Raw genomic sequence first — 18,263 nt, 5'->3', positions numbered from 1 at the left:
TTTGATTTATTTACCCAAAAAATCGGCTGAATAACTAGATGTATTTAATGAATAGTATTGCAATAGATGCAGTTTGAGGGTAACCTCCGCTCACTGTGATTAAATACGGATGTTTAGTGAATATTTATGTCGTGGGATATGACAAATATTGACTAGTAGTAACACGAGACAATTATGCAAAACAACACCAATACTGCTGAGGCACCTAAGGGCAATTTTTGGATGTTCTTCATCCCATCCCTTATTGGTCTTCTACTTTTCATGGCACCTATCTCTTATGATGGTGACTTAACGATTCCGGTTGCTGTAATGGCAAAGGTTATTCCTGCGCTTCTTGGCGACGCGTTGATAACTGTCGTTACCGCTATTGTCGCTTTCATGGCCGGCGCCTCTCTTCTTTGTAAAATTTTCAAGCCAGCAGCGATTTTACGTAATGGATTCTTAAACAGTCTCTTCAATCCATCACCACTGTGGTTGGCTGTACGTCTTTTTGGTGGCGCGGCCGTTTTGATGACGTTCTTCCAAGTCGGCCCACAGGCGATTTGGGAAGAGAACACCGGAGGTCTTGTTTTAACAGGCCTACTGCCAACTCTATTTGCAGTATTCATTTTTGCAGGTTTGTTACTGCCACTGTTACTTAACTTCGGTTTGCTAGAGCTATTTGGTGCTCTACTAAGTAAAGTAATGCGCCCTGTGTTTAATCTACCTGGCCGTAGTGCTATTGATTGTATGGCATCTTGGTTGGGTGATGGCAGTGTTGGTATCTTGCTAACCAGCAAGCAATACGAAAACAATTTTTACACCCAACGCGAAGCAGCCGTTGTCGGTACGACATTCTCTGCGGTATCTATTACGTTTAGCCTTGTTATTATTGCTCAAGTTCAACTCGAACACTTATTTTTGCCTTTTTACGGCGCGATTTGTTTAGCCGGCCTTGTTGCTGCAATCATCATTCCTCGCCTACCACCATTGAGTCTTAAGAAAGATCAATACATGGATGGCAGCAAGCCTAAGAAAGATGCCGATGCAGTACCGGCTGGCCACACCACATTCTCATGGGGTATGGATCTTGCGTTAAAGCGTGCAGGTCAAGTGAAGTCTGTTCAGTCTGTATTTAAAGAAGGCATACACAACGCGATCGACATGGTATTCGGTGTTTTACCTGTTGTTATGGGCCTAGGTACGATGGCATTAATGATTGCGGAGTACACGTCAGTATTTGAAATCCTAGGTAAACCATTTATCCCTTACCTAGAGCTTCTTAATATTCCAGAAGCTGCTGCGGCTTCTCAAACGATCGTTGTCGGTTTTGCAGATATGTTCATTCCTGCTATTTTGGCAGCGTCTATCGATAATGAAATGACGCGCTTCGTGATTGCAGCAATGTCTGTAACCCAGCTGATTTACATGTCTGAAGTTGGCGCTCTTCTGTTAGGCAGTAAGATCCCCGTAAACATCGTAGAACTGTTTGTGATCTTCATTTTACGAACACTAATTACGCTTCCAGTCATTGCGGGTGTCGCTCACCTCATTTTTTAAATGATTGGTTACTTGAGAAAGGCTCCGCTATGTCGGAGCCTTTTTTATGCATTCAAGATAGAAATCCCCGGCAAGCTCTATAATATTAAATAAACTTTATAAAACACTGTCGATTTTGATAAATAAATCGCATTTTATCGACATAAGATACCTCTATAGAACAAGCTATAATAATTCCAAACTAGCCTTTTTACCCAATTAACTGGCATGACCACCAATTATGACCAAAATCACAATTCTAATAACTTATCGCTAATTTATACGATTTTCATATAAAAACCGACTAAAGCAGCTTTAAGTTTTACTAAAAGAGGTCGATAACAGAATAATATATATCACTGCGCAAATACCTACCAAAAAGAGTGACGGTAGTGATAAATCATTAGGAAGTTAAGAGAAAAATATGAAATTTAGACATAAGGTTGTTGCTGCCTCTTCAACTTTGCTGCTTGCGACAGTATCACTTCTTTCCGTACAGCAAGTCATGACAATCCGAACTCAGATTCAAGATCACATTGATACAAGTGTGAACGAAATATTGTTCAGCGTTGGCAATACTGTTGATTCTGACATGGATGCAAAAAGAGACTTAGCTCAATCTATAACAGAAGTCATTGAGATTGATTCAAACAATAAAAATTTCGTGCAAGACATCATTGAGAAGCCAACACTAAAATCTAGCTTTATCACCATTGCCTTTGGTTACGAAAATAATGGTGGAATCATAGAGAACGACGACGCTTGGGTCGCGGATTCAAGCTTCGATCCTCGCCAACGCCCTTGGTATATCAACGCGAAAGAAGAGAGTGACTTAGTCATTACTAAACCGTATGTCGATATCTCAACAAAGAAAGTCATCATCTCTATTGGGGTTCCTGTCCAAGACAACGGAAAGTTTATTGGCGCAATGTCTTACGACATGGATCTCACCGAGCTTTCGAAATCAGTTAACCAAGTCAACCTTTTTGATGCTGGCTATCTATTCTTAGTCACAGCAGATGGGACGACCATCGCCCACCCGAATAGTAAATTTAATGGTGAAAAGTTCTCTCGTTACCTGCCTAACGTTAATCTTCAAGACGGTATGCAGAACATCGAAATGAACGGCGACAAATATATGGTTAGCCTTACCCATATTCCAAGCGAAAACTGGTATTTGGGCGCTGTTGTTGATGAAACTACTGCATACTCTGCGGTAACAACACTTCGCAATAACGCAATTATCTATTCGCTCATCGCGGTATTTGCGTCACTGATTGCTCTGACTATTCTAATTCGCCATCTACTTCGTCCACTCGATGAACTCAACAATGCGATTCAAGGCGTTGCTACAGGGAGTGGCGATCTTACACAGCGTTTGAACACCAATACCGATCAAGAGTTTTCAGATCTGGCGAAAGGTTTTAATACCTTTATGGAAAATCTACAAAACCAGATGATTGAATCGAAACGAATCTCACATCAAATTCTGGCTGGTACACAAGTCACCGCAGAGGGCGCAAAAGACTCGGCTATTGCTATTCAAAACCAGCTTCAAGAGCTTGAACAACTTGCGACCGCGATGCATGAGATGTCCGTAACCGCGACGGATGTTGCAAACAATGCTCAAGGAGCAGCAAGTGCAGCAAAAGAAGCCGATGATGCAACGATTCAAGGCTCTTCTATCGTGGGCGAATCGACTGACACGATTAATTTGCTCGCGAACAGCATCGACCAAGCGGTAGAAGAAGTACAAGGGTTAGAATCAGCAACAGCGAACATTGAAAGCATATTAAAAGTCATCAATGATATTGCAGACCAGACCAACTTACTTGCGTTAAATGCTGCTATCGAAGCGGCTCGTGCTGGTGAATCTGGCCGTGGCTTTGCCGTGGTAGCGGATGAAGTACGCACGCTTGCTCAGAGAACTCAACAATCGACCACAGAGATCCGCAGTATGATTGAGCAACTTCAATCCGGCGCATCCTCTGTGGCAAATGCAATGGTACAAAGCAAAGGAAATGCTGTGCACGCTGTGGAGAAAGCTGAACTTGCAAATAACGCTCTATTACGTATTCGTGATGCTATTCAGCACATTTCAGATATGAACCTACAGATTGCTTCTGCGGCGGAAGAGCAGAGCTTGGTTGCAGAAGAGATCAACAACAATACAGTTAACATCAAAGACCTATCAACTCGAGTTGCAGACTCCGCAAATCTCACTAACGAAGCGATGCAATCTCAATACAACGATGTTAGTCAGCAAGAAGAGATTCTGAACCGATTTAAAGTTTAAACTGTTACATTAAATCCACCAGATACAACGCAGCGAGCCTTAATGCTCGCTGTGTTTGTTTTCAGGCTTCTAAGCTATGTCTGGCATGCATACCATCAATCGCTGCGCAGCAATCCCAGCTGCACTTGACTAAATCACCTCAACTCGGGATAACCTAAGCCATTCAGCAATATAGGCTTTCTTATCCTGAGTTAAAGTTAAATAAAAAGCCGCTGATCCATACCGATCAGCGGCTTACTCATAAATGAATCAGATATCTGGTCCAAGTCTTAGTAAATAAATGACCCACTATTTAACAAACAAGGTTGATCACATATTTATTGGAATTGCTTTAATTACATGGCTTGAGCGAACAGTAAGAAACAACCGAAAAGGAAGATCACGCTCATTCCTATCATACCGCCACCCGCTTCATATACTTCATCATTTTCAGCAGGAGCGCGACGTACTTTCATTGTCATCGATAGTGGAACAAACACCGCGAGGAACACTAAAATGATGCCCGCATAACTCAGGATTGCGAGGAAATGCTCTGGTGCAAAAACGGCACCAAGTAAAGGCAAAATGAAGGTCGTTACGAATACTACTGGCTTGCTGGCTTTCAGCAAGTCCGCATTTTGGTCGTAAAGTGCCATGGCCACTCCTAAGAAAGAAGTTAGCAGGGCTAAACCGGTAAACATTGAAAGAATAAATTCTAAGCCGCTGTACTGCTGACCAAGAACCGAAATAAGCTCAGATACATTTGAATATTGAACAAGCTCATGAGGTGGCAAGTTACCCACAACCGCAAACAACCATAGCAAGTAACAGATCAGTGGGATAGTTGAGCCTACAATGATCATATTACGTAATTGCGTTTTGCTCGCGTCTTTGTTGTACGTTACCAAAGATGGGATAACAACCATAAAACCGAAACTGGTAAACAATACTGAACTCGTGCTGATCAACGCCATCTTATCGGCGTTCACCACTTCACTTAACCCTGAAAATGAAACATTAGGAGCAAGCGAGATCAACGTCAATACAAGCGCTAGGATCATACCAATAAACAAAACGCGGTTAAGTTTATCTACAACACCCGTGCCGGCGGAAACAATCAGACCAACAAGCACAGTAAAACCAACTTGGCTAGAAATCGTTGATAGAGGGATGCCCATCGAAGCCGTGACTTTTTGAACAAGATCACCAGCACCAATGATATACGCCATGAGAAGGCAGACGAGTAGCGCATAAAGCAAACCATTGGTGACAAATTGACCACCTTTGCCCAGTGTTTCACGAGCAATAGCATTCATGCTCACTCCACCACCCACTTTACAGCTTGCTTCCAATAAAATGAGCGCGGCATAGGTGGTACCAGCCCAAATGAAAAGCATAAGAAGCGTGCCCCAAAGGAGGCCAAATTGTGCAAGCACCATCGGTATTGCAAGCATACCTGCGCCAAGTGCCGTCCCCGCAACAATGAGAGAACTGCCGATAAGTTTTGTATTCACGGTTAATACCTCTAAATTTAATCCGTTTGGTTAAGACGAACCACGCACTTTGGTTCTCAGTACGTTCCATAGCAATCACCCCCTCATGCACACCCAAATTTAGGGTGCAAAAAGCCAAGCCTAATATTGATGGTTAGTCAATTTCGGCGAAGAAACTTAATAGGGAATCATTTCCGCGTAGAGTGTCGGTAAACTGAATTCTTTATTTTGGGTTCGAAGCAAAATCAGTGTATTCGCAAGTGGCCTACCAGCAATCTGCCGTATGGATTTGGTTCGTGGATGATTGTAAGGCATAAGCAGGACAATTGAAAAGCAAAAGCGTTATCAATATTCGGACATACTCGCTTATGACTGTAAAAGTTAGATGGAACAGCACAATTTTGAAAGTTGACCAAACAGCGTGAAGCTCATTTCATTCTAGAATGGGCGTTGCATTTCCTATGGCATATCGATGCAAGGCAAGGAAAAATCTAGGGTGTACATTATAATTTACAGTCTATCGTAAAGCATTAAAAACCCTCATCATGGCCTAGCTGACTCAATATCGTTATTATTCCACCCGTAATCGACAAGTTTCGGTTCAATACCTCTACACACTGATTTACGGTTCGAAAACATAGGTAAATGAGTGTTCCAGATGCTGGGATTGGTTCCCCAGCATTTGTATCTTACGTGTGACTCCCCAAGTTCTATTTCTGAAACATCAAATCTGGTATTCCAACATCTATTTAGCGCTATTAAACCCTGATATCTCTCTATCTAACTGGTCAATAATGTACGTCAATTCAGCCATGCCCATATCTGCAATGTGTTTTTCTGTTTCACTCATTGCTTTGTAAGCTCGGTTTAATTCATATCCATCAAGTTCACTTTGATGCAAATAAATCTCTTTGTACTCCATAAGACGCTTTTGAGACTCTCGAATCAACCCGCTAGTTTGTGCTCCTGTTTCGCTTGCACTGCAACTTATCTCATTGAGCAGTTGACCTAAAATGGTTTGCATTTTGCGAATGCTAATGACATCCCGAATTGACTTATAGAACTGGTATTTTTCCATCTTGAGAAACTAACTGATATTTCGCCACTTTTTTTGGAATCACATTCTCATCCCAATCCAATTTTTGGTAAATACAGGGTGGCTAAACTGGTCCGTATATTGCTCTCTTTAGGACAAAACTGTCCAAACTGGGGGTAAGATGAGAATTGATCCAGTCATTGAAGTGCTAATCACAAGACGAAAAATGAAAGGTATTTCACGCGAACAAATGGCCAAAATTGCAGGCATGAGTGAAAAGACTTACCAGAGAATTGAGCGAGGGGAATCGGACCTCAAGCTGTCTCAATATCGTTCAATACTGCGAGCACTTAATCTCACGGATATTGATGTTGCGCTGGATACCAGAGGTATCAGTAAAACGACGGCAGAAGATGTTACGTCTGCTGCACGTCTACTATCACCCGAAGCACAAGCTATGTTGGCCCAACTGATACTCCTAGTTTGCGACAAAAGATAAAAACAACAAAAGCCCCGAAACTTAGATTTAACTCCGTCTGACTATCATTAATCTGCGGACCAAACAGCTCGAATATCTGGCCATCCCCAATTGGTTAGAGCGACATCTTCTAATACGCCTTGAAAGCGTAATGTCTGAGTATGATGAAACATAGGCGCTATCCAATACTCACTCACAAGTGTCGCGGAAACTGGATCTAATGCATCGAGGTAGTCCTTTAACGGCGTATCTCCGCGTAACGCTTCTAAGCGGCTATTCAGCCAAGCGGCATTCTCTGCCCCTAATGTATGATGTAATACACTGTTGCTATAAAAATTGTAAAAGGCGGATGCATGGCGGTTATCATCAAGATTGATATTAGTGACGACCATTGTTTCTTCTAACGTCCCATTTCGCGCTTTATCATTCAGTTCTCGATAAGAGTACATCACGATTTCGACCTTACAGCCTACTCTTTCTAGGCAATGAGCGATAGCTCGAGCACAACGCAGTAAAGCCGTATAGTTATAACCTGCAATGGTAACGATTTTGGGTAGCTTTATTTCTTTACCAAAAGGACGAAGTACTGGTTGCCATGTGGGTAATAAATTGTAGGCAGGTATACTACCAAAAACAATTTTTTGCTCATGCATAACCTCGATGAGGCACTTTGGTTGAATTAACTCTGCGATATAACGGCGCTGAGCATCTGATAGAGAATGCTTGGCGTGATGATTGAATAAAGCAAATAAACACCCATCTTCGATGCGAGTATGCTGAGTTTGCGGTTCTACACTCCCTTGCTCATCCTCTGCAGACATAAAATGTCCACACATACTGCGGGAGAGCTCATCATTAGTTCGTTCAAGCTGCTTCTGATGTGGTTTGGCTGCAAGAGATGGATTTTCCATTTTTTCATCATCTACAATCCAAATTGTCACAAAATCCGTTAAGACTCGACACGAATAATAACCGTCAAACGCTTGCAGCTTTAATCGGTGTTCGCTATGTTCCAGCACGGTAAATGGACCACTGCCAACAACCAAATTATGATGAGAACCATTCACTTGACTCACGGGTTGAATACCGTATTTCACCCCAGAAATAAGACCAGCAAAACCTAAATCCGGCTGATTCAGGGTAAATACGACTTTCAGAGGTGTTGGCGCACTTATGTTTGCAACGTGAGACAATTCTTTCTGGTAATAATCCAGTGAGCTCAATTTTGCAAACAAACTAACAACAGTATCCGCGTCAATGGCCATGCCATTATGGAATGTAAGCCCTGGTCGAAGATAGAATGTCCACTCATAGTTTTCAGCATTGTAACGCCAATGGTGAGCCAACTCTGGCTTGATTACGCCATGGCTATCACTCGATACTAAACAACAATAGATTTGGCGAAGCAAAAAGCGTTCACTACTGCGTTGCAATTGATGTGGAACAATACGCTCGAACACACGTTTATAAGTAAGCTGTATGTTAAGGCGCCCCTCTTGAACAGATGCTCCCGATGTACTTTTCAGTAGTCGTCCGAAAGCCAATTCATCTTCATCGAGAATGGTCAGTGCTTTCTCATACTTACCCGATTTAATCCGCTCTAAAGCAAGGCTTTCTTTCAAAGCGGTACTATCAACATTCAGTAATAATAGTGACCGTTGATTTCTTCCTGCCTTGGGTTGCCAACTTAGCCAACCTTGATCTTGAATCTGCGATAAAAGGCTTCGTGCATGACGAGGGGAAGTAAACAGTAAGTCTGAGACTTCCTGTAACGTGGTTTTTATTTCACTACCAATACCCAATGGTGCGAGTCGTTGATAATAACGGAATAAATTGAGATCAGACATCAAGCCCCCACAGACAGCTGTTATCTGTTTATTCTACGCAACTTAAGGCGAAGAAAATAAGAAAACTTACCGTCAATTTGTTCCTCTTTTTGCTTTAGCACACCAAAAATCAGCGATTTTGCCTACTTTTAGAGCCTTATCAGGAATAGAGTGCAAAAATCTGCTCTCTTTTTTATCTCCTCTTTTCTTCACATACTGACCCTATTAACGACAACCGAAGTCACGATTTGGTTAACGACGAGTGACGTTTTAACTTTAAACGAACCTTAAGCAGAACTTAGCTCCTGATACCACACCCCCACTTCGTTGTATCTTTAAGTTCTGCTTTCCTCTTGTCACTGCTGCTTTTTTGCCATTCATTATCTAGGTTACCGAAAGTATGCTGACGGTCATTGCCGCGCTTTGATATTTCTACTCAAATATGCCACGACATTTATCAATAAAAATCATACTTAATCTTCAATTGATAAATGACTGAATCGAATTTTTTATGGTCTCAAATGGCCCTATCCTTTATTGTAATAAGCCAAATAAAGGATTTATGCTGAACGAGGGCATCATGAAAGAAATAATCAGCACAGTTGAACGAAAAGCATTATTGCTCGGTATTGCTGCAAATCTCATCATGGCGTTCTCAGGATGGGCGGTTTACTACTTATCCGGATCGGAGGCGTTATTACTTGATGGTAATATGTCATTCATTCTTTTCATTTCAAGTCTAGTCGCTTTGAAAATCGCGAAAATTAAATCAACTCGAAGTGACGATTTCCCTTTTGGCCTATATGTCACTGAAGCACTCTATTCTTTTATGAAAGGATTACTATTACTAGGTGTTGTTATCTCCGCAATCGTTAGTAATAGTTCAAAAATTTTGAGTTATCTTAGCGGCGACACAATAGAAGCGATAAAAACAGGTACCATTATTTATTATGCCGTTGCTATGGTTTCAATTTGTTGGGGGTTATCGCTTTATTATTATCGGAGCAATAAGAAGATCAATCATGCAAGCTCAATGTTAAGCGTTGATCAAAAGTCTTCTTTTATTGATGGTATATTGTCTGCGTCAACTGGCGCCGCGTTAGTACTTATTGGCTATGTAGACCCGAATTCTTCTTGGAAGTTTTTGCTTTATATTGGCGATGCTATATTAGTATTTGTTCTAGCTCTGTGCATGATCAGCCAGCCTATTTCCATTATAAAAAATGCATTTATCGAACTCGCTGGAGGGAAACTCCAAGATAAAGAGCGTTACGCTGAGATAAAGAAACTTGTATACCAACACCTAGACTCATCATTAGCACCAGTTTCATCACTTAACATCAGTAAAACAGGATCAAGTTACCTCGTTGTCGTTGGGGTTGAGCTTAAGACGTTGACAACGGTGAATGCAGACTCATGGAATCAAAGTAAGGCACGTTTAAAAGAACAATTAAAGAGCCAGTTTACTTTCGTCGATTTAGAAGTCATTGTGCAATAAATAAAGCGCGACAAAATTACTGACCAAACACCTTTAAGCAAAGGTAAAATTAAGATATTGATCTTAGAACAATTTGCAGCCAACACAAAAACTATCTCACCTATCCTTTAAATTGAGTTCTTGCTTCTTCCACAGAGCAGGCGTACACTTTATCGCAATTCGACGATTAACTATTAAGGCCAGCGAATGAGTGATAAATGTAGCGGCTCCTGCGAAGTTGTTTTTGAGACAACACAACAACAACTAGAGAAAGAGCAAACTCTGGCAGCACAGGCGAAAGCGTTGTCGCATCCAGCGCGTTTACGTATTCTTCATATCTTACACACTTTGGATAGGATGGGTGGATGCCTAAATAGCGATCTTGTTTCTGAATTAGGGCTTGCACAATCTACCGTTTCTGAGCACTTACGTATTCTGAAGCAAGCAGGTTTTATCAGCGCAGAACCAAACCCACCTAAGGTGTGTTACCGCATTCAACGTGACGCATTTGATAAGTTCAATCTAGGATTTTCTAACCTTTTTAATTAATTATCTTTGCACCCTGGCAAGGTGTGCAAAGATAAACTATACCTTTAACTATCGTATTTCGACGATAAACGAATAAGAGACCACTATGACTACTCAAGTTCTAAATAGTGCCAGCAACAAAATGAGCTTCCTCGATCGTTACCTAACGGTTTGGATCTTTGTCGCTATGGCGATTGGTGTTGGTATTGGTGCTGCATTCCCACAAGTTGCACAGTGGAATGAATCCATGTCCGTAGGCAGCACAAACGTACCTCTAGCGATTGGTTTAATTTTGATGATGTACCCACCGCTAGCAAAAGTGAACTACAACCTACTAGGCACGGTAACTAAAGATAAAAAAGCAATCACGCTGTCTTTAGTTATGAACTGGATTGTCGGCCCTATTTTGATGTTCGTCCTTGCATTGACTTTCCTAGGTGACCATCCGGGCTACATGGTTGGAATTATCCTTATCGGCCTTGCTCGTTGTATCGCAATGGTGTTGGTATGGAACGACATCGGTGGCGGTAATAAAGAATACGGCGCAGCGTTGGTTGCACTAAACAGTGCTTTCCAAATCGTGACTTACAGCGTCATGGCATGGCTTTTCATTACCGTATTGCCACCAATCTTTGGTTACGAAGGTTTCGTGGTGGATATCTCAATGATTGACATCGCAGAAAGCGTTCTCATTTACCTTGGCATCCCTTTCTTAGCGGGCTTCCTAAGCCGTAAATGGTTAGTCGCAGCAAAAGGCGAGCAATGGTACAACGACGTGTTCATTCCACGTATTTCACCAATCACTTTGATTGCACTTCTCGCAACCATCGTGCTGATGTTCAGCCTAAAAGGTGAAATGATTCTTGAGCTACCAATGGATGTATTCCGTGTTGCCATTCCATTGGGAATCTACTTCGTATTGATGTTCTTTATCAGCTTCTTCGTGGGCAAGAAAATGGGCATCGATTACGACAAGAACGCATCGATCGCTTTCACAGCAACAGGTAATAACTTCGAGTTAGCGATTGCAGTTTCTATTGCAGTATTCGGTCTGAGCTCAGACCAAGCGTTTGCAGGCGTGATTGGTCCTTTGATTGAAGTACCAGTGTTAATTGCATTGGTAAACGTTGCGCTTAAGCTGAAGCAGAAATACTACAAATAGCCAAGCCCCCTTGATCAACACCTTGGCAAACACGCCTTTCACGTATGCGAGAGGCGTGTTATTTACATTCCTAGTTCACAGACACGGTTTTCATGTAGTCACTTGGAGTAAGACCGAACTTGCCTTTAAAACGCTGACTAAAACGCCCCTCAGACTGGTAACCGCACAATTGCGCTAGCATGGTGACGTTGTAATGGCCATTTTGCATTAAATACAGCGCATGATTTAGCCTTACCTCTGCTAACACTTCTCTATACTGTGTTCCCTCTTGTTTGAGCTTTCGAATCATTGTTGCTCGGCTCATCGAAAAATGCTCTGCGGCCATTTCCAACGTATGCTCCTCACCGGGAGTATGTGCAAGATATCGACTAAGTTTTTGACTAAACGTACTATTTGCACTAGCAAAGAGAATATGCAAAACCCCTCGCTCTGCCAATTGTTGATACAACCCCATTATCCAAAACGTCTGAGTTTCTTTGCTCATGCTTTGCTGATCAAAAGAAAACAGTGCATTCAGTGTATCTTGTATCGCTTTATCGGCATCTAGTGTGGGGAATAGACTGTCTTTTCCAACATCAAGGCTAAGCTCTAGCATCGCATCACTTGGCAGACAGTGGAAACTAAACATTCGAGAAAGAAATCGCCCTTTTTGAGGCAAATTTTCAAAACTCAGCGATTCGCAGGCTTCACAAAGTAACAAGCTGGAATGAGAAAGATCCAATGTCGACTCTTTCCAATACAGTCGCTTACTTCCCGTAATAATCTGAATAATACTTGGGGAATGAATCTTCACATTACGCAGTTTTTGTAACTGCTCGGCACGAAATATCGTGACTTGATATGGGTAACCCATCATTCCCCCTTTATGGTGTCAATCAGTTAGCGTGTGTAGGTTGCGGTTAGTTTTGCTTTGCCTAGCGCCATGCTGTTTAACGTAAAACCAACCACAGCCGCTGTTGTATTCTCATCAAGGTTCAACTTATCCGTCGGCAATGCCCAAACTGTAAATTGATAGCGGTGCATACCATCACCTTTTGGTGGACAAACTCCGCCAAAACCAACCGTACCATAATCAATACGAGACTCTTTACCACCTAACTTTTGAATGTCGACATTACGTGGTAACTCATTTACTGACGCTGGAATGTTGAACGCTGTCCAGTGCCAAAAGCCACTTCCCGTAGGCGCATCTGGATCATATGCCGTGATTGCAAAGCTCTTGGTACCAGCTGGGGCATCTTTCCACATCAATTGTGGTGATTGATTTCCCCCATCACATCCCCAAGCATTGTATTCAAATGTTTTTGCCATTGGATGACCTTCTTGAATATCGTTGCTTGTCAATTCGAATGCTTGTGCAGAGCCTACTGCCAACAAACTTAATACTAATACAGTTTTAGAGATTGCTTTCATGATGCTGTTCCTATTCGTGTTCTTGAGTTCGAAGCAAGTATACGCCCTCAAAAAAACACTTTCGGACCATTAAGTATCAATATCTAGCACATTAGTCGCTATAGTGACACTTTTGGTTAAATGACAATTCTCTTGATCAAAAACTATCTGAACGTAACGATGATGACTTAGATTCATCATGGCGCTTTTCTATCAAGCAAACAGGGGAGCCAACCTCACAACTGAATCCACTTGGCGATATCGCACCTGTCTCTCTATCACATCGAAAACTAACAATAGAATTAGAATGTTGGTTTGCAGCCAAAAGCCATTGACCATCGAGTGAAAGAACAAAATCCCGGGGGAATGCACCGCCACTGTCATATGTGCCTAGCCTAACTACATTTTCCCTACGTTGTTCAAAAACACTAATTTTGTTTTGAGCGCGACAAGAAACATACACAAACCGTTGATCGGGGCTAAGTCTGATCGCTGCCGCCGCCTCCTGAGTGGTTTCATTCTCCAGTAGTTTAAGCTCTTGGCTTGGTCTCCACTCTCTATCACTCTTGGTCAAAACCACTAGCGTTTCAGACAGTTCACAAACGACGTAAGCAAGGGTTTCATCGTGATTAAACACCAAATGTCGAGGGCCCGCACCCGCTGGCATCTCAATATTTTGCGTTAAACTAAACGTATAGAGATCTTTATCGTAATCGTACAGATAAACCCGATCACTACCTAAATCTACAACAGCAAGTTGATTGGTGTGTTTAAGAAAGGTCACTTGATGAGCATGGGGTGATGTTTGACGATCCAGATTTGGTCCCTGCCCCTCAACATACAATTCCGTCATCAAGTCGAGTGGGTTTCCCATTTCATCCAATTGGTAAATACTCACGTTTCCGGAACCATAATTAGCGACGGCGAGGAGTCGATTGTGCACATCAAGATGACAAGGATAATCACCACTAATAGGTAACGCATTACTGCCGTTGGTATTAACAAATGTCAGTTCAGGCTTATTGCTTCTTTCGACTTCGTTGATTGTATACAAACCGTGCTTTGTTGATGTGATATATGAGGGGTTACGATGTGCTAATAGACTTTGAGGAACGAAGCGTTGATCTCGATGGATCTCCCCTGTTGCGGGATCCAGCATTATACACTCAACACCCTCGCTTATACTCGGCGAGTCCGTATAAGTACCAACAATAAACTGCACAAAATCCGTCACTAGCATATATCCTTACTGCATCTCAAGTGTTGGTTTACCTTGCAGTCTAGGCGCATAAACAGCAACCTTTTTTAAAACCAATATCGAACCTTTGATATTGATATCACTTTTCGTATTACTTTGCGTCGCCAATATTTCATATGGTTTCACCAAATCATCCCAAGACTATTGATTAACGCAAAAGAAATGGTTTGGTTGAGAGAGAAAATGAAGCCATACATAGATCACATTCGATTTATCGAGAAATGCAACTGGCGTTGTGCCAAAATGCAGCATCTCAATCGATAAGTATTAAACCTATGAATTTTCAAGCTGCTATTTTCGATATGGATGGATTGCTACTCGATACAGAACGAGTATGTATGCGTATTTTTAAAGAAGCATGCGCCGTACAAAACCTACCATTCTACGAAGATGTTTATCTAACCATCATTGGTCGCAACGCAGCAGGCGTTGAAACTATTTTTCGCAAAGCTTACGGCGATGACTTAGATCGTCTGCATAATGAATGGCGAACTCGTTACAATGCCATCGTTAAAAATCAAGCTATCCCCGTAAAAGGAGGCGTAATTGAACTGCTTGAATGGCTCAAAGAGAAAGGCGTACCTATCGCCGTTGCTACCTCCACAGCGAAAGAAGTAGCAATAAAGAAACTCGAACTTGCCAATTTAAGCCAATATATCGACAACCTAACCACGGGTTGTGAGGTGACTCACGGCAAACCCGATCCAGAGATTTATTTGCTGGCGGCCAATCGACTTAATATCGAACCCGTGAAGTGTTTAGCATTTGAAGATTCAAACAATGGCGTTCGTTCTGCCGTCGCAGCAAACATGATCACATACCAAGTGCCCGACCTTGTTGAGCCTTGCGATGAAGTACGCCAGTTTGGACATACCATCCTGCCGTCACTCCACGACGTATTGCTTCATCTAAAGAAAATTTGACTTTGCACTCTCCACCCAAATAAACGCGCCAAAATTTAGCGCGTTTTATCGTTACAATTGATGCCTACTTCTATTCAAGCTATCAAGACTCTTTTAGCTCACCAACAACTCTGCACTTTGTTCCGTTTGAGGCATTGCCAATTGCTTTTTCTGCCAACGATCAATCACTAAAGTAGCAATTAAGTCACCCTCAACGTTAACTGCAGTACGGAATGTATCTAGCGGTCGTTCGATCACTAACAAAATTGCAATCGCTTCGAGCGGTATGCCTGCCGCGAGTAGCACCAATTGCATTCCAGACATCGATCCCGATGGCATGCCTGGTGCCCCAACAGATGAAACCATCGCCATAATGAAAATCATCACAAGTCCTGTCGTTGTCAAATCAACCCCAAACAATTGGGCGAGAAAGATGGCAGCGACACCCTCGAAAAGCGCGGTTCCATCCATGTTCATCACCGAGCCAAGAGGCAAAACCATGCTACTGACTTCTGGTGAAACATCGAGATTTTCCTCCGCACTCTGTTTAGCGAGCGGAAGCGCTGCCGCACTAGAAGATGTCGCAAAAGCCATCGCTAGCGGTGCTGATATCGCTTTAAACAGTGTCTTAGGTGAAATGCCCGTCATCACTTTTGCAATAGCGGGTAACACAATCAGACCATGTACCATCGTCAAAGCGAAGACCAACAACGCGAACAAAGCAAGTTGCAGTATCAAACTTCCGTTTGAAGTAAACGAGATATCAAAAACGATAGCAAAAATCGCAATTGGCGATAGCTTAACAATGCCTCGAATCATGGTATTGATGCTTTTATTCAATCCTGAAATCACTGCTAACAAAGGATGACCCGATGGCACAGAAAGCAGTATGGCTATTCCTGCCATAAATGAGAAAACAACAATCGCGAGCAAATTTCCATCCGCGATAGCAGCAAATGGATTAACCAAAGCCATTTTGACAAGGTTTGCTAGGATAGCAGCCCCACCTGACGCCTGCTCATCAATCAACTTAACATCATGGCCAATTGGAATATTCTGACTCAATGGCTCCCATGCCGGCAGTGCTAATGACGCGCCCAACCCTAAGCTGATTGCGATCAACGTCGTAAAGCTATAAAAAAGCAGCGTACGCCCACCCAGTGCTTTCAAGCGTAACGTTGAACCAATATTGGTGATTCCCTCAACGAGGGAAAACAGCACCATTAAGCCTACGACCATCTTAAGTAATCCCAAATAGATCGTTTTACCTAACATAAGGGTTTGGTAATAACCACTCGAGAGTAGATTCACCTTATTCGCGACATCGTCACCAATGAGGAACAGAGTAAGCTGAGCACCACCCCACGCTAGAAGCGCTGAAATAAGTAATTGAACAGGGAGAGATAATTGCAATTTGCGCATAAAAAGAGCCTAGCGCCTCAAACCAAAGGGGCTTGGGCGCTTATTAGAATATGGAGGGTTAAGTCACATGCCAAAGCAAGTGATGAAACGAATTAGGACCAAGATCCTTTGTAGTATGGGTTCAAAAGACTTTTTACACGTTTTAGAACCACTAATGCCGATACACGAAACCAACCAAATATGACCTGCTGGTGTAATCTAAAAATGGTGTCATACAGTCGACGAACATATCGTCCTCTCAATACGACTTTGTCATTCATTAGTGCACCGACCGCGTAATCATGCCCTAGTGCGACAACCATGCCACCATCTTTGAATACAAACGGTTTTAGCGCTTTGCCTTTAACCAAGCGACCGAACTGCTTCGCTAAATGACCAGCCGCTTGATTCGCAGCTTGAGCCCGAGGCGGTACAAATGTTCCATCATCTTGTGGACACTCGGCGCTATCACCAATGACAAACACATTTTCATCCAACGTGGTTTGCAATGTGGGCAGCACTTTAAGTTGGTTAATTCGATTAGTTTCTAAACCATCAAGATTCGCCAGCCAATCTGGACACCGGATTCCCGCCGCCCAAATTTGTAAATCAGCCGGGATCACTTCATTTTCGGTGATAATTCGATCCGCTTCTGCACGCTGAACTCGCGTGTTTAAACGAACGTTAACACCTTGTTTTTGGAGTTTTTTCATTACCTTTTCAGACATGCACTGTGCACTTGCAGGTAGCACTCGATCAGCAGCTTCTATCAATGTAATAGAAAGCGCGGTGCCTTTTTGGTAACGGTTTAATTGCTGACTGACTTTTGCCCATTCTGCCGCCAATTCAACGCCTGTAGCACCTGCGCCAACGATAGACACACGATGTGAACCACCGTTCGCAAGAAGTTGCTTCATTTGTTCCCACGCTTTCTCTGCCTGAGAAGCTGAATCTAAAAACAAGCAATGTTCACTAACACCAGGGGTCTTAAAATCGTTGCTGATCGCGCCAACTGCCATCACGAGATAGTCGTAATGCAGCGTTTGTTCTGCCGCAGATTCCGAAGTCACTGTTATCGATTTTTGTGCTCGATTTAAGCCTGACATTTTGCCTTGCACATATTGATAACCGTGACACGCAGAGTGAAGACGAAAAGCAACCGCATCAAGTTCAGTGTCAAAAGTTCCTGCGGCTATTTCGTGTAAACGAGGTTTCCAAAGGTGATGAGACGAGGGTTCAACTAAGGTGACATTATGGTTTGCTTTGCCCGCGAATTTGCTCGCTAAACGAGTCACCATTTCTAGGCCCGCAGCACCACCACCTACAACAACAAAATTCGACATACTGCTCTCCAGTCACCATCAATCTATATATGAAATCGAAACGCATTCGATGCGTTGGAATGGCAGGCATTATATTGGGTATAAAATAAATGATAATCAGCTAAAAACGAAAATAACTATTACGGTAGAGTAACAATATAGCACGGACAAACGCATTAAAAGCAGAGGAAGCAG

At 42.5% G+C, this 18,263-nt stretch carries 15 protein-coding genes; 7 read left to right on the top strand and 8 right to left on the bottom strand.

Annotation, left to right across the window (positions count from 1 at the left end):
• Nucleotides 1-174 precede the first annotated feature (174 nt).
• Together VA249_RS16195 and VA249_RS16190 are read left to right on the top strand one after the other, a co-directional pair.
• Nucleotides 175-1,539, top strand: a complete 1,365-nt coding sequence (locus VA249_RS16195; RefSeq protein ID WP_221071605.1) for a YjiH family protein — start codon at nt 175-177, stop codon at nt 1,537-1,539.
• Between the two features lie 403 nt (nt 1,540-1,942).
• Complete coding sequence (locus VA249_RS16190; RefSeq protein WP_221071603.1) at nt 1,943-3,814, top strand: methyl-accepting chemotaxis protein; 1,872 nt, start codon at nt 1,943-1,945, stop codon at nt 3,812-3,814.
• A 335-nt stretch (nt 3,815-4,149) separates the two neighbouring features.
• Here the strand turns inward: VA249_RS16190 and VA249_RS16185 are convergent, their stop codons facing one another.
• Both VA249_RS16185 and VA249_RS16180 read right to left on the bottom strand, forming a co-directional pair.
• Complete coding sequence (locus VA249_RS16185) at nt 4,150-5,307, bottom strand: amino acid permease (RefSeq protein WP_221071600.1); 1,158 nt, start codon at nt 5,305-5,307, stop codon at nt 4,150-4,152.
• 724 nt (nt 5,308-6,031) lie between these two features.
• Nucleotides 6,032-6,310, bottom strand: a complete 279-nt coding sequence (locus VA249_RS16180; RefSeq protein ID WP_338062347.1) for a hypothetical protein — start codon at nt 6,308-6,310, stop codon at nt 6,032-6,034.
• Between the two features lie 193 nt (nt 6,311-6,503).
• On the opposite strand from VA249_RS16180, the gene VA249_RS16175 reads away from it, so the two are divergent.
• Complete coding sequence (locus tag VA249_RS16175) at nt 6,504-6,821, top strand: helix-turn-helix transcriptional regulator (RefSeq protein ID WP_221071596.1); 318 nt, start codon at nt 6,504-6,506, stop codon at nt 6,819-6,821.
• 47 nt (nt 6,822-6,868) lie between these two features.
• Here the strand turns inward: VA249_RS16175 and VA249_RS16170 are convergent, their stop codons facing one another.
• Nucleotides 6,869-8,647: an SgrR family transcriptional regulator gene (locus tag VA249_RS16170; protein WP_221071594.1), complete on the bottom strand. Its 1,779-nt coding sequence runs from the start codon at nt 8,645-8,647 to the stop codon at nt 6,869-6,871.
• Between the two features lie 559 nt (nt 8,648-9,206).
• Here VA249_RS16170 and VA249_RS16165 point away from each other — a divergent pair.
• The 3 genes from VA249_RS16165 to arsB all read left to right on the top strand — a co-directional run bounded on the left by VA249_RS16165 (nt 9,207) and on the right by arsB (nt 11,793).
• Nucleotides 9,207-10,124 carry a cation efflux transmembrane domain-containing protein gene (locus VA249_RS16165; protein WP_221071591.1) on the top strand — a complete coding sequence of 306 codons (918 nt, stop codon included), beginning with the start codon at nt 9,207-9,209 and terminating at the stop codon, nt 10,122-10,124.
• Nucleotides 10,125-10,310: 186 nt separating this feature from the next.
• Nucleotides 10,311-10,652 (top strand): ArsR/SmtB family transcription factor, encoded by a 342-nt coding sequence (locus VA249_RS16160; RefSeq protein ID WP_221071589.1) that lies wholly within the window; start codon nt 10,311-10,313, stop codon nt 10,650-10,652.
• Nucleotides 10,653-10,737: 85 nt separating this feature from the next.
• Nucleotides 10,738-11,793 carry an ACR3 family arsenite efflux transporter gene (gene arsB, locus VA249_RS16155; RefSeq protein ID WP_221071587.1) on the top strand — a complete coding sequence of 352 codons (1,056 nt, stop codon included), beginning with the start codon at nt 10,738-10,740 and terminating at the stop codon, nt 11,791-11,793.
• A gap of 70 nt (nt 11,794-11,863) precedes the next feature.
• Here arsB and VA249_RS16150 read toward each other — a convergent pair whose 3' ends face one another.
• The 3 genes from VA249_RS16150 to VA249_RS16140 all read right to left on the bottom strand — a co-directional run bounded on the left by VA249_RS16150 (nt 11,864) and on the right by VA249_RS16140 (nt 14,425).
• Nucleotides 11,864-12,646, bottom strand: a complete 783-nt coding sequence (locus tag VA249_RS16150) for a helix-turn-helix transcriptional regulator (RefSeq protein WP_221072195.1) — start codon at nt 12,644-12,646, stop codon at nt 11,864-11,866.
• A gap of 26 nt (nt 12,647-12,672) precedes the next feature.
• Entirely contained in the window at nt 12,673-13,206 is a 534-nt protein-coding gene (locus VA249_RS16145; RefSeq protein ID WP_221071585.1) for a YbhB/YbcL family Raf kinase inhibitor-like protein, read from the bottom strand.
• Between the two features lie 136 nt (nt 13,207-13,342).
• Complete coding sequence (locus VA249_RS16140; RefSeq protein ID WP_221071583.1) at nt 13,343-14,425, bottom strand: lactonase family protein; 1,083 nt, start codon at nt 14,423-14,425, stop codon at nt 13,343-13,345.
• A gap of 293 nt (nt 14,426-14,718) precedes the next feature.
• On the opposite strand from VA249_RS16140, the gene VA249_RS16135 reads away from it, so the two are divergent.
• Nucleotides 14,719-15,366, top strand: a complete 648-nt coding sequence (locus VA249_RS16135; protein ID WP_221071581.1) for an HAD family hydrolase — start codon at nt 14,719-14,721, stop codon at nt 15,364-15,366.
• Nucleotides 15,367-15,459: 93 nt separating this feature from the next.
• Here the strand turns inward: VA249_RS16135 and VA249_RS16130 are convergent, their stop codons facing one another.
• Nucleotides 15,460-16,767 carry a dicarboxylate/amino acid:cation symporter gene (locus VA249_RS16130; RefSeq protein ID WP_221071579.1) on the bottom strand — a complete coding sequence of 436 codons (1,308 nt, stop codon included), beginning with the start codon at nt 16,765-16,767 and terminating at the stop codon, nt 15,460-15,462.
• A 92-nt stretch (nt 16,768-16,859) separates the two neighbouring features.
• The gene (locus VA249_RS16125) at nt 16,860-18,089 is read right to left on the bottom strand and encodes an NAD(P)/FAD-dependent oxidoreductase (protein WP_221071577.1); all 1,230 of its coding nucleotides are present in this window, start codon (nt 18,087-18,089) and stop codon (nt 16,860-16,862) included.
• Nucleotides 18,090-18,263 lie beyond the last annotated feature (174 nt).

It is taken from the genome of Vibrio alfacsensis (assembly GCF_019670485.1).
GTDB lineage: Bacteria > Pseudomonadota > Gammaproteobacteria > Enterobacterales > Vibrionaceae > Vibrio > Vibrio alfacsensis.
This window is presented reverse-complemented; position numbering and strand designations above follow the sequence as displayed.

Bases quoted from the DNA above. Each gene is read 5' to 3' on its own strand.
- VA249_RS16195 (WP_221071605.1), top strand. From the start codon at position 175: ATGCAAAACAACACCAATACTGCTGAGGCACCTAAGGGCAATTTTTGG.
- VA249_RS16190 (WP_221071603.1), top strand. From the start codon at position 1,943: ATGAAATTTAGACATAAGGTTGTTGCTGCCTCTTCAACTTTGCTGCTT.
- VA249_RS16180 (WP_338062347.1), bottom strand. From the start codon at position 6,310: ATGCAAACCATTTTAGGTCAACTGCTCAATGAGATAAGTTGCAGTGCA.
- VA249_RS16175 (WP_221071596.1), top strand. From the start codon at position 6,504: ATGAGAATTGATCCAGTCATTGAAGTGCTAATCACAAGACGAAAAATG.
- VA249_RS16170 (WP_221071594.1), bottom strand. From the start codon at position 8,647: ATGTCTGATCTCAATTTATTCCGTTATTATCAACGACTCGCACCATTG.
- VA249_RS16165 (WP_221071591.1), top strand. From the start codon at position 9,207: ATGAAAGAAATAATCAGCACAGTTGAACGAAAAGCATTATTGCTCGGT.
- VA249_RS16160 (WP_221071589.1), top strand. From the start codon at position 10,311: ATGAGTGATAAATGTAGCGGCTCCTGCGAAGTTGTTTTTGAGACAACA.
- arsB (WP_221071587.1), top strand. From the start codon at position 10,738: ATGACTACTCAAGTTCTAAATAGTGCCAGCAACAAAATGAGCTTCCTC.
- VA249_RS16150 (WP_221072195.1), bottom strand. From the start codon at position 12,646: ATGGGTTACCCATATCAAGTCACGATATTTCGTGCCGAGCAGTTACAA.
- VA249_RS16145 (WP_221071585.1), bottom strand. From the start codon at position 13,206: ATGAAAGCAATCTCTAAAACTGTATTAGTATTAAGTTTGTTGGCAGTA.
- VA249_RS16140 (WP_221071583.1), bottom strand. From the start codon at position 14,425: ATGCTAGTGACGGATTTTGTGCAGTTTATTGTTGGTACTTATACGGAC.
- VA249_RS16135 (WP_221071581.1), top strand. From the start codon at position 14,719: ATGAATTTTCAAGCTGCTATTTTCGATATGGATGGATTGCTACTCGAT.
- VA249_RS16130 (WP_221071579.1), bottom strand. From the start codon at position 16,767: ATGCGCAAATTGCAATTATCTCTCCCTGTTCAATTACTTATTTCAGCG.
- VA249_RS16125 (WP_221071577.1), bottom strand. From the start codon at position 18,089: ATGTCGAATTTTGTTGTTGTAGGTGGTGGTGCTGCGGGCCTAGAAATG.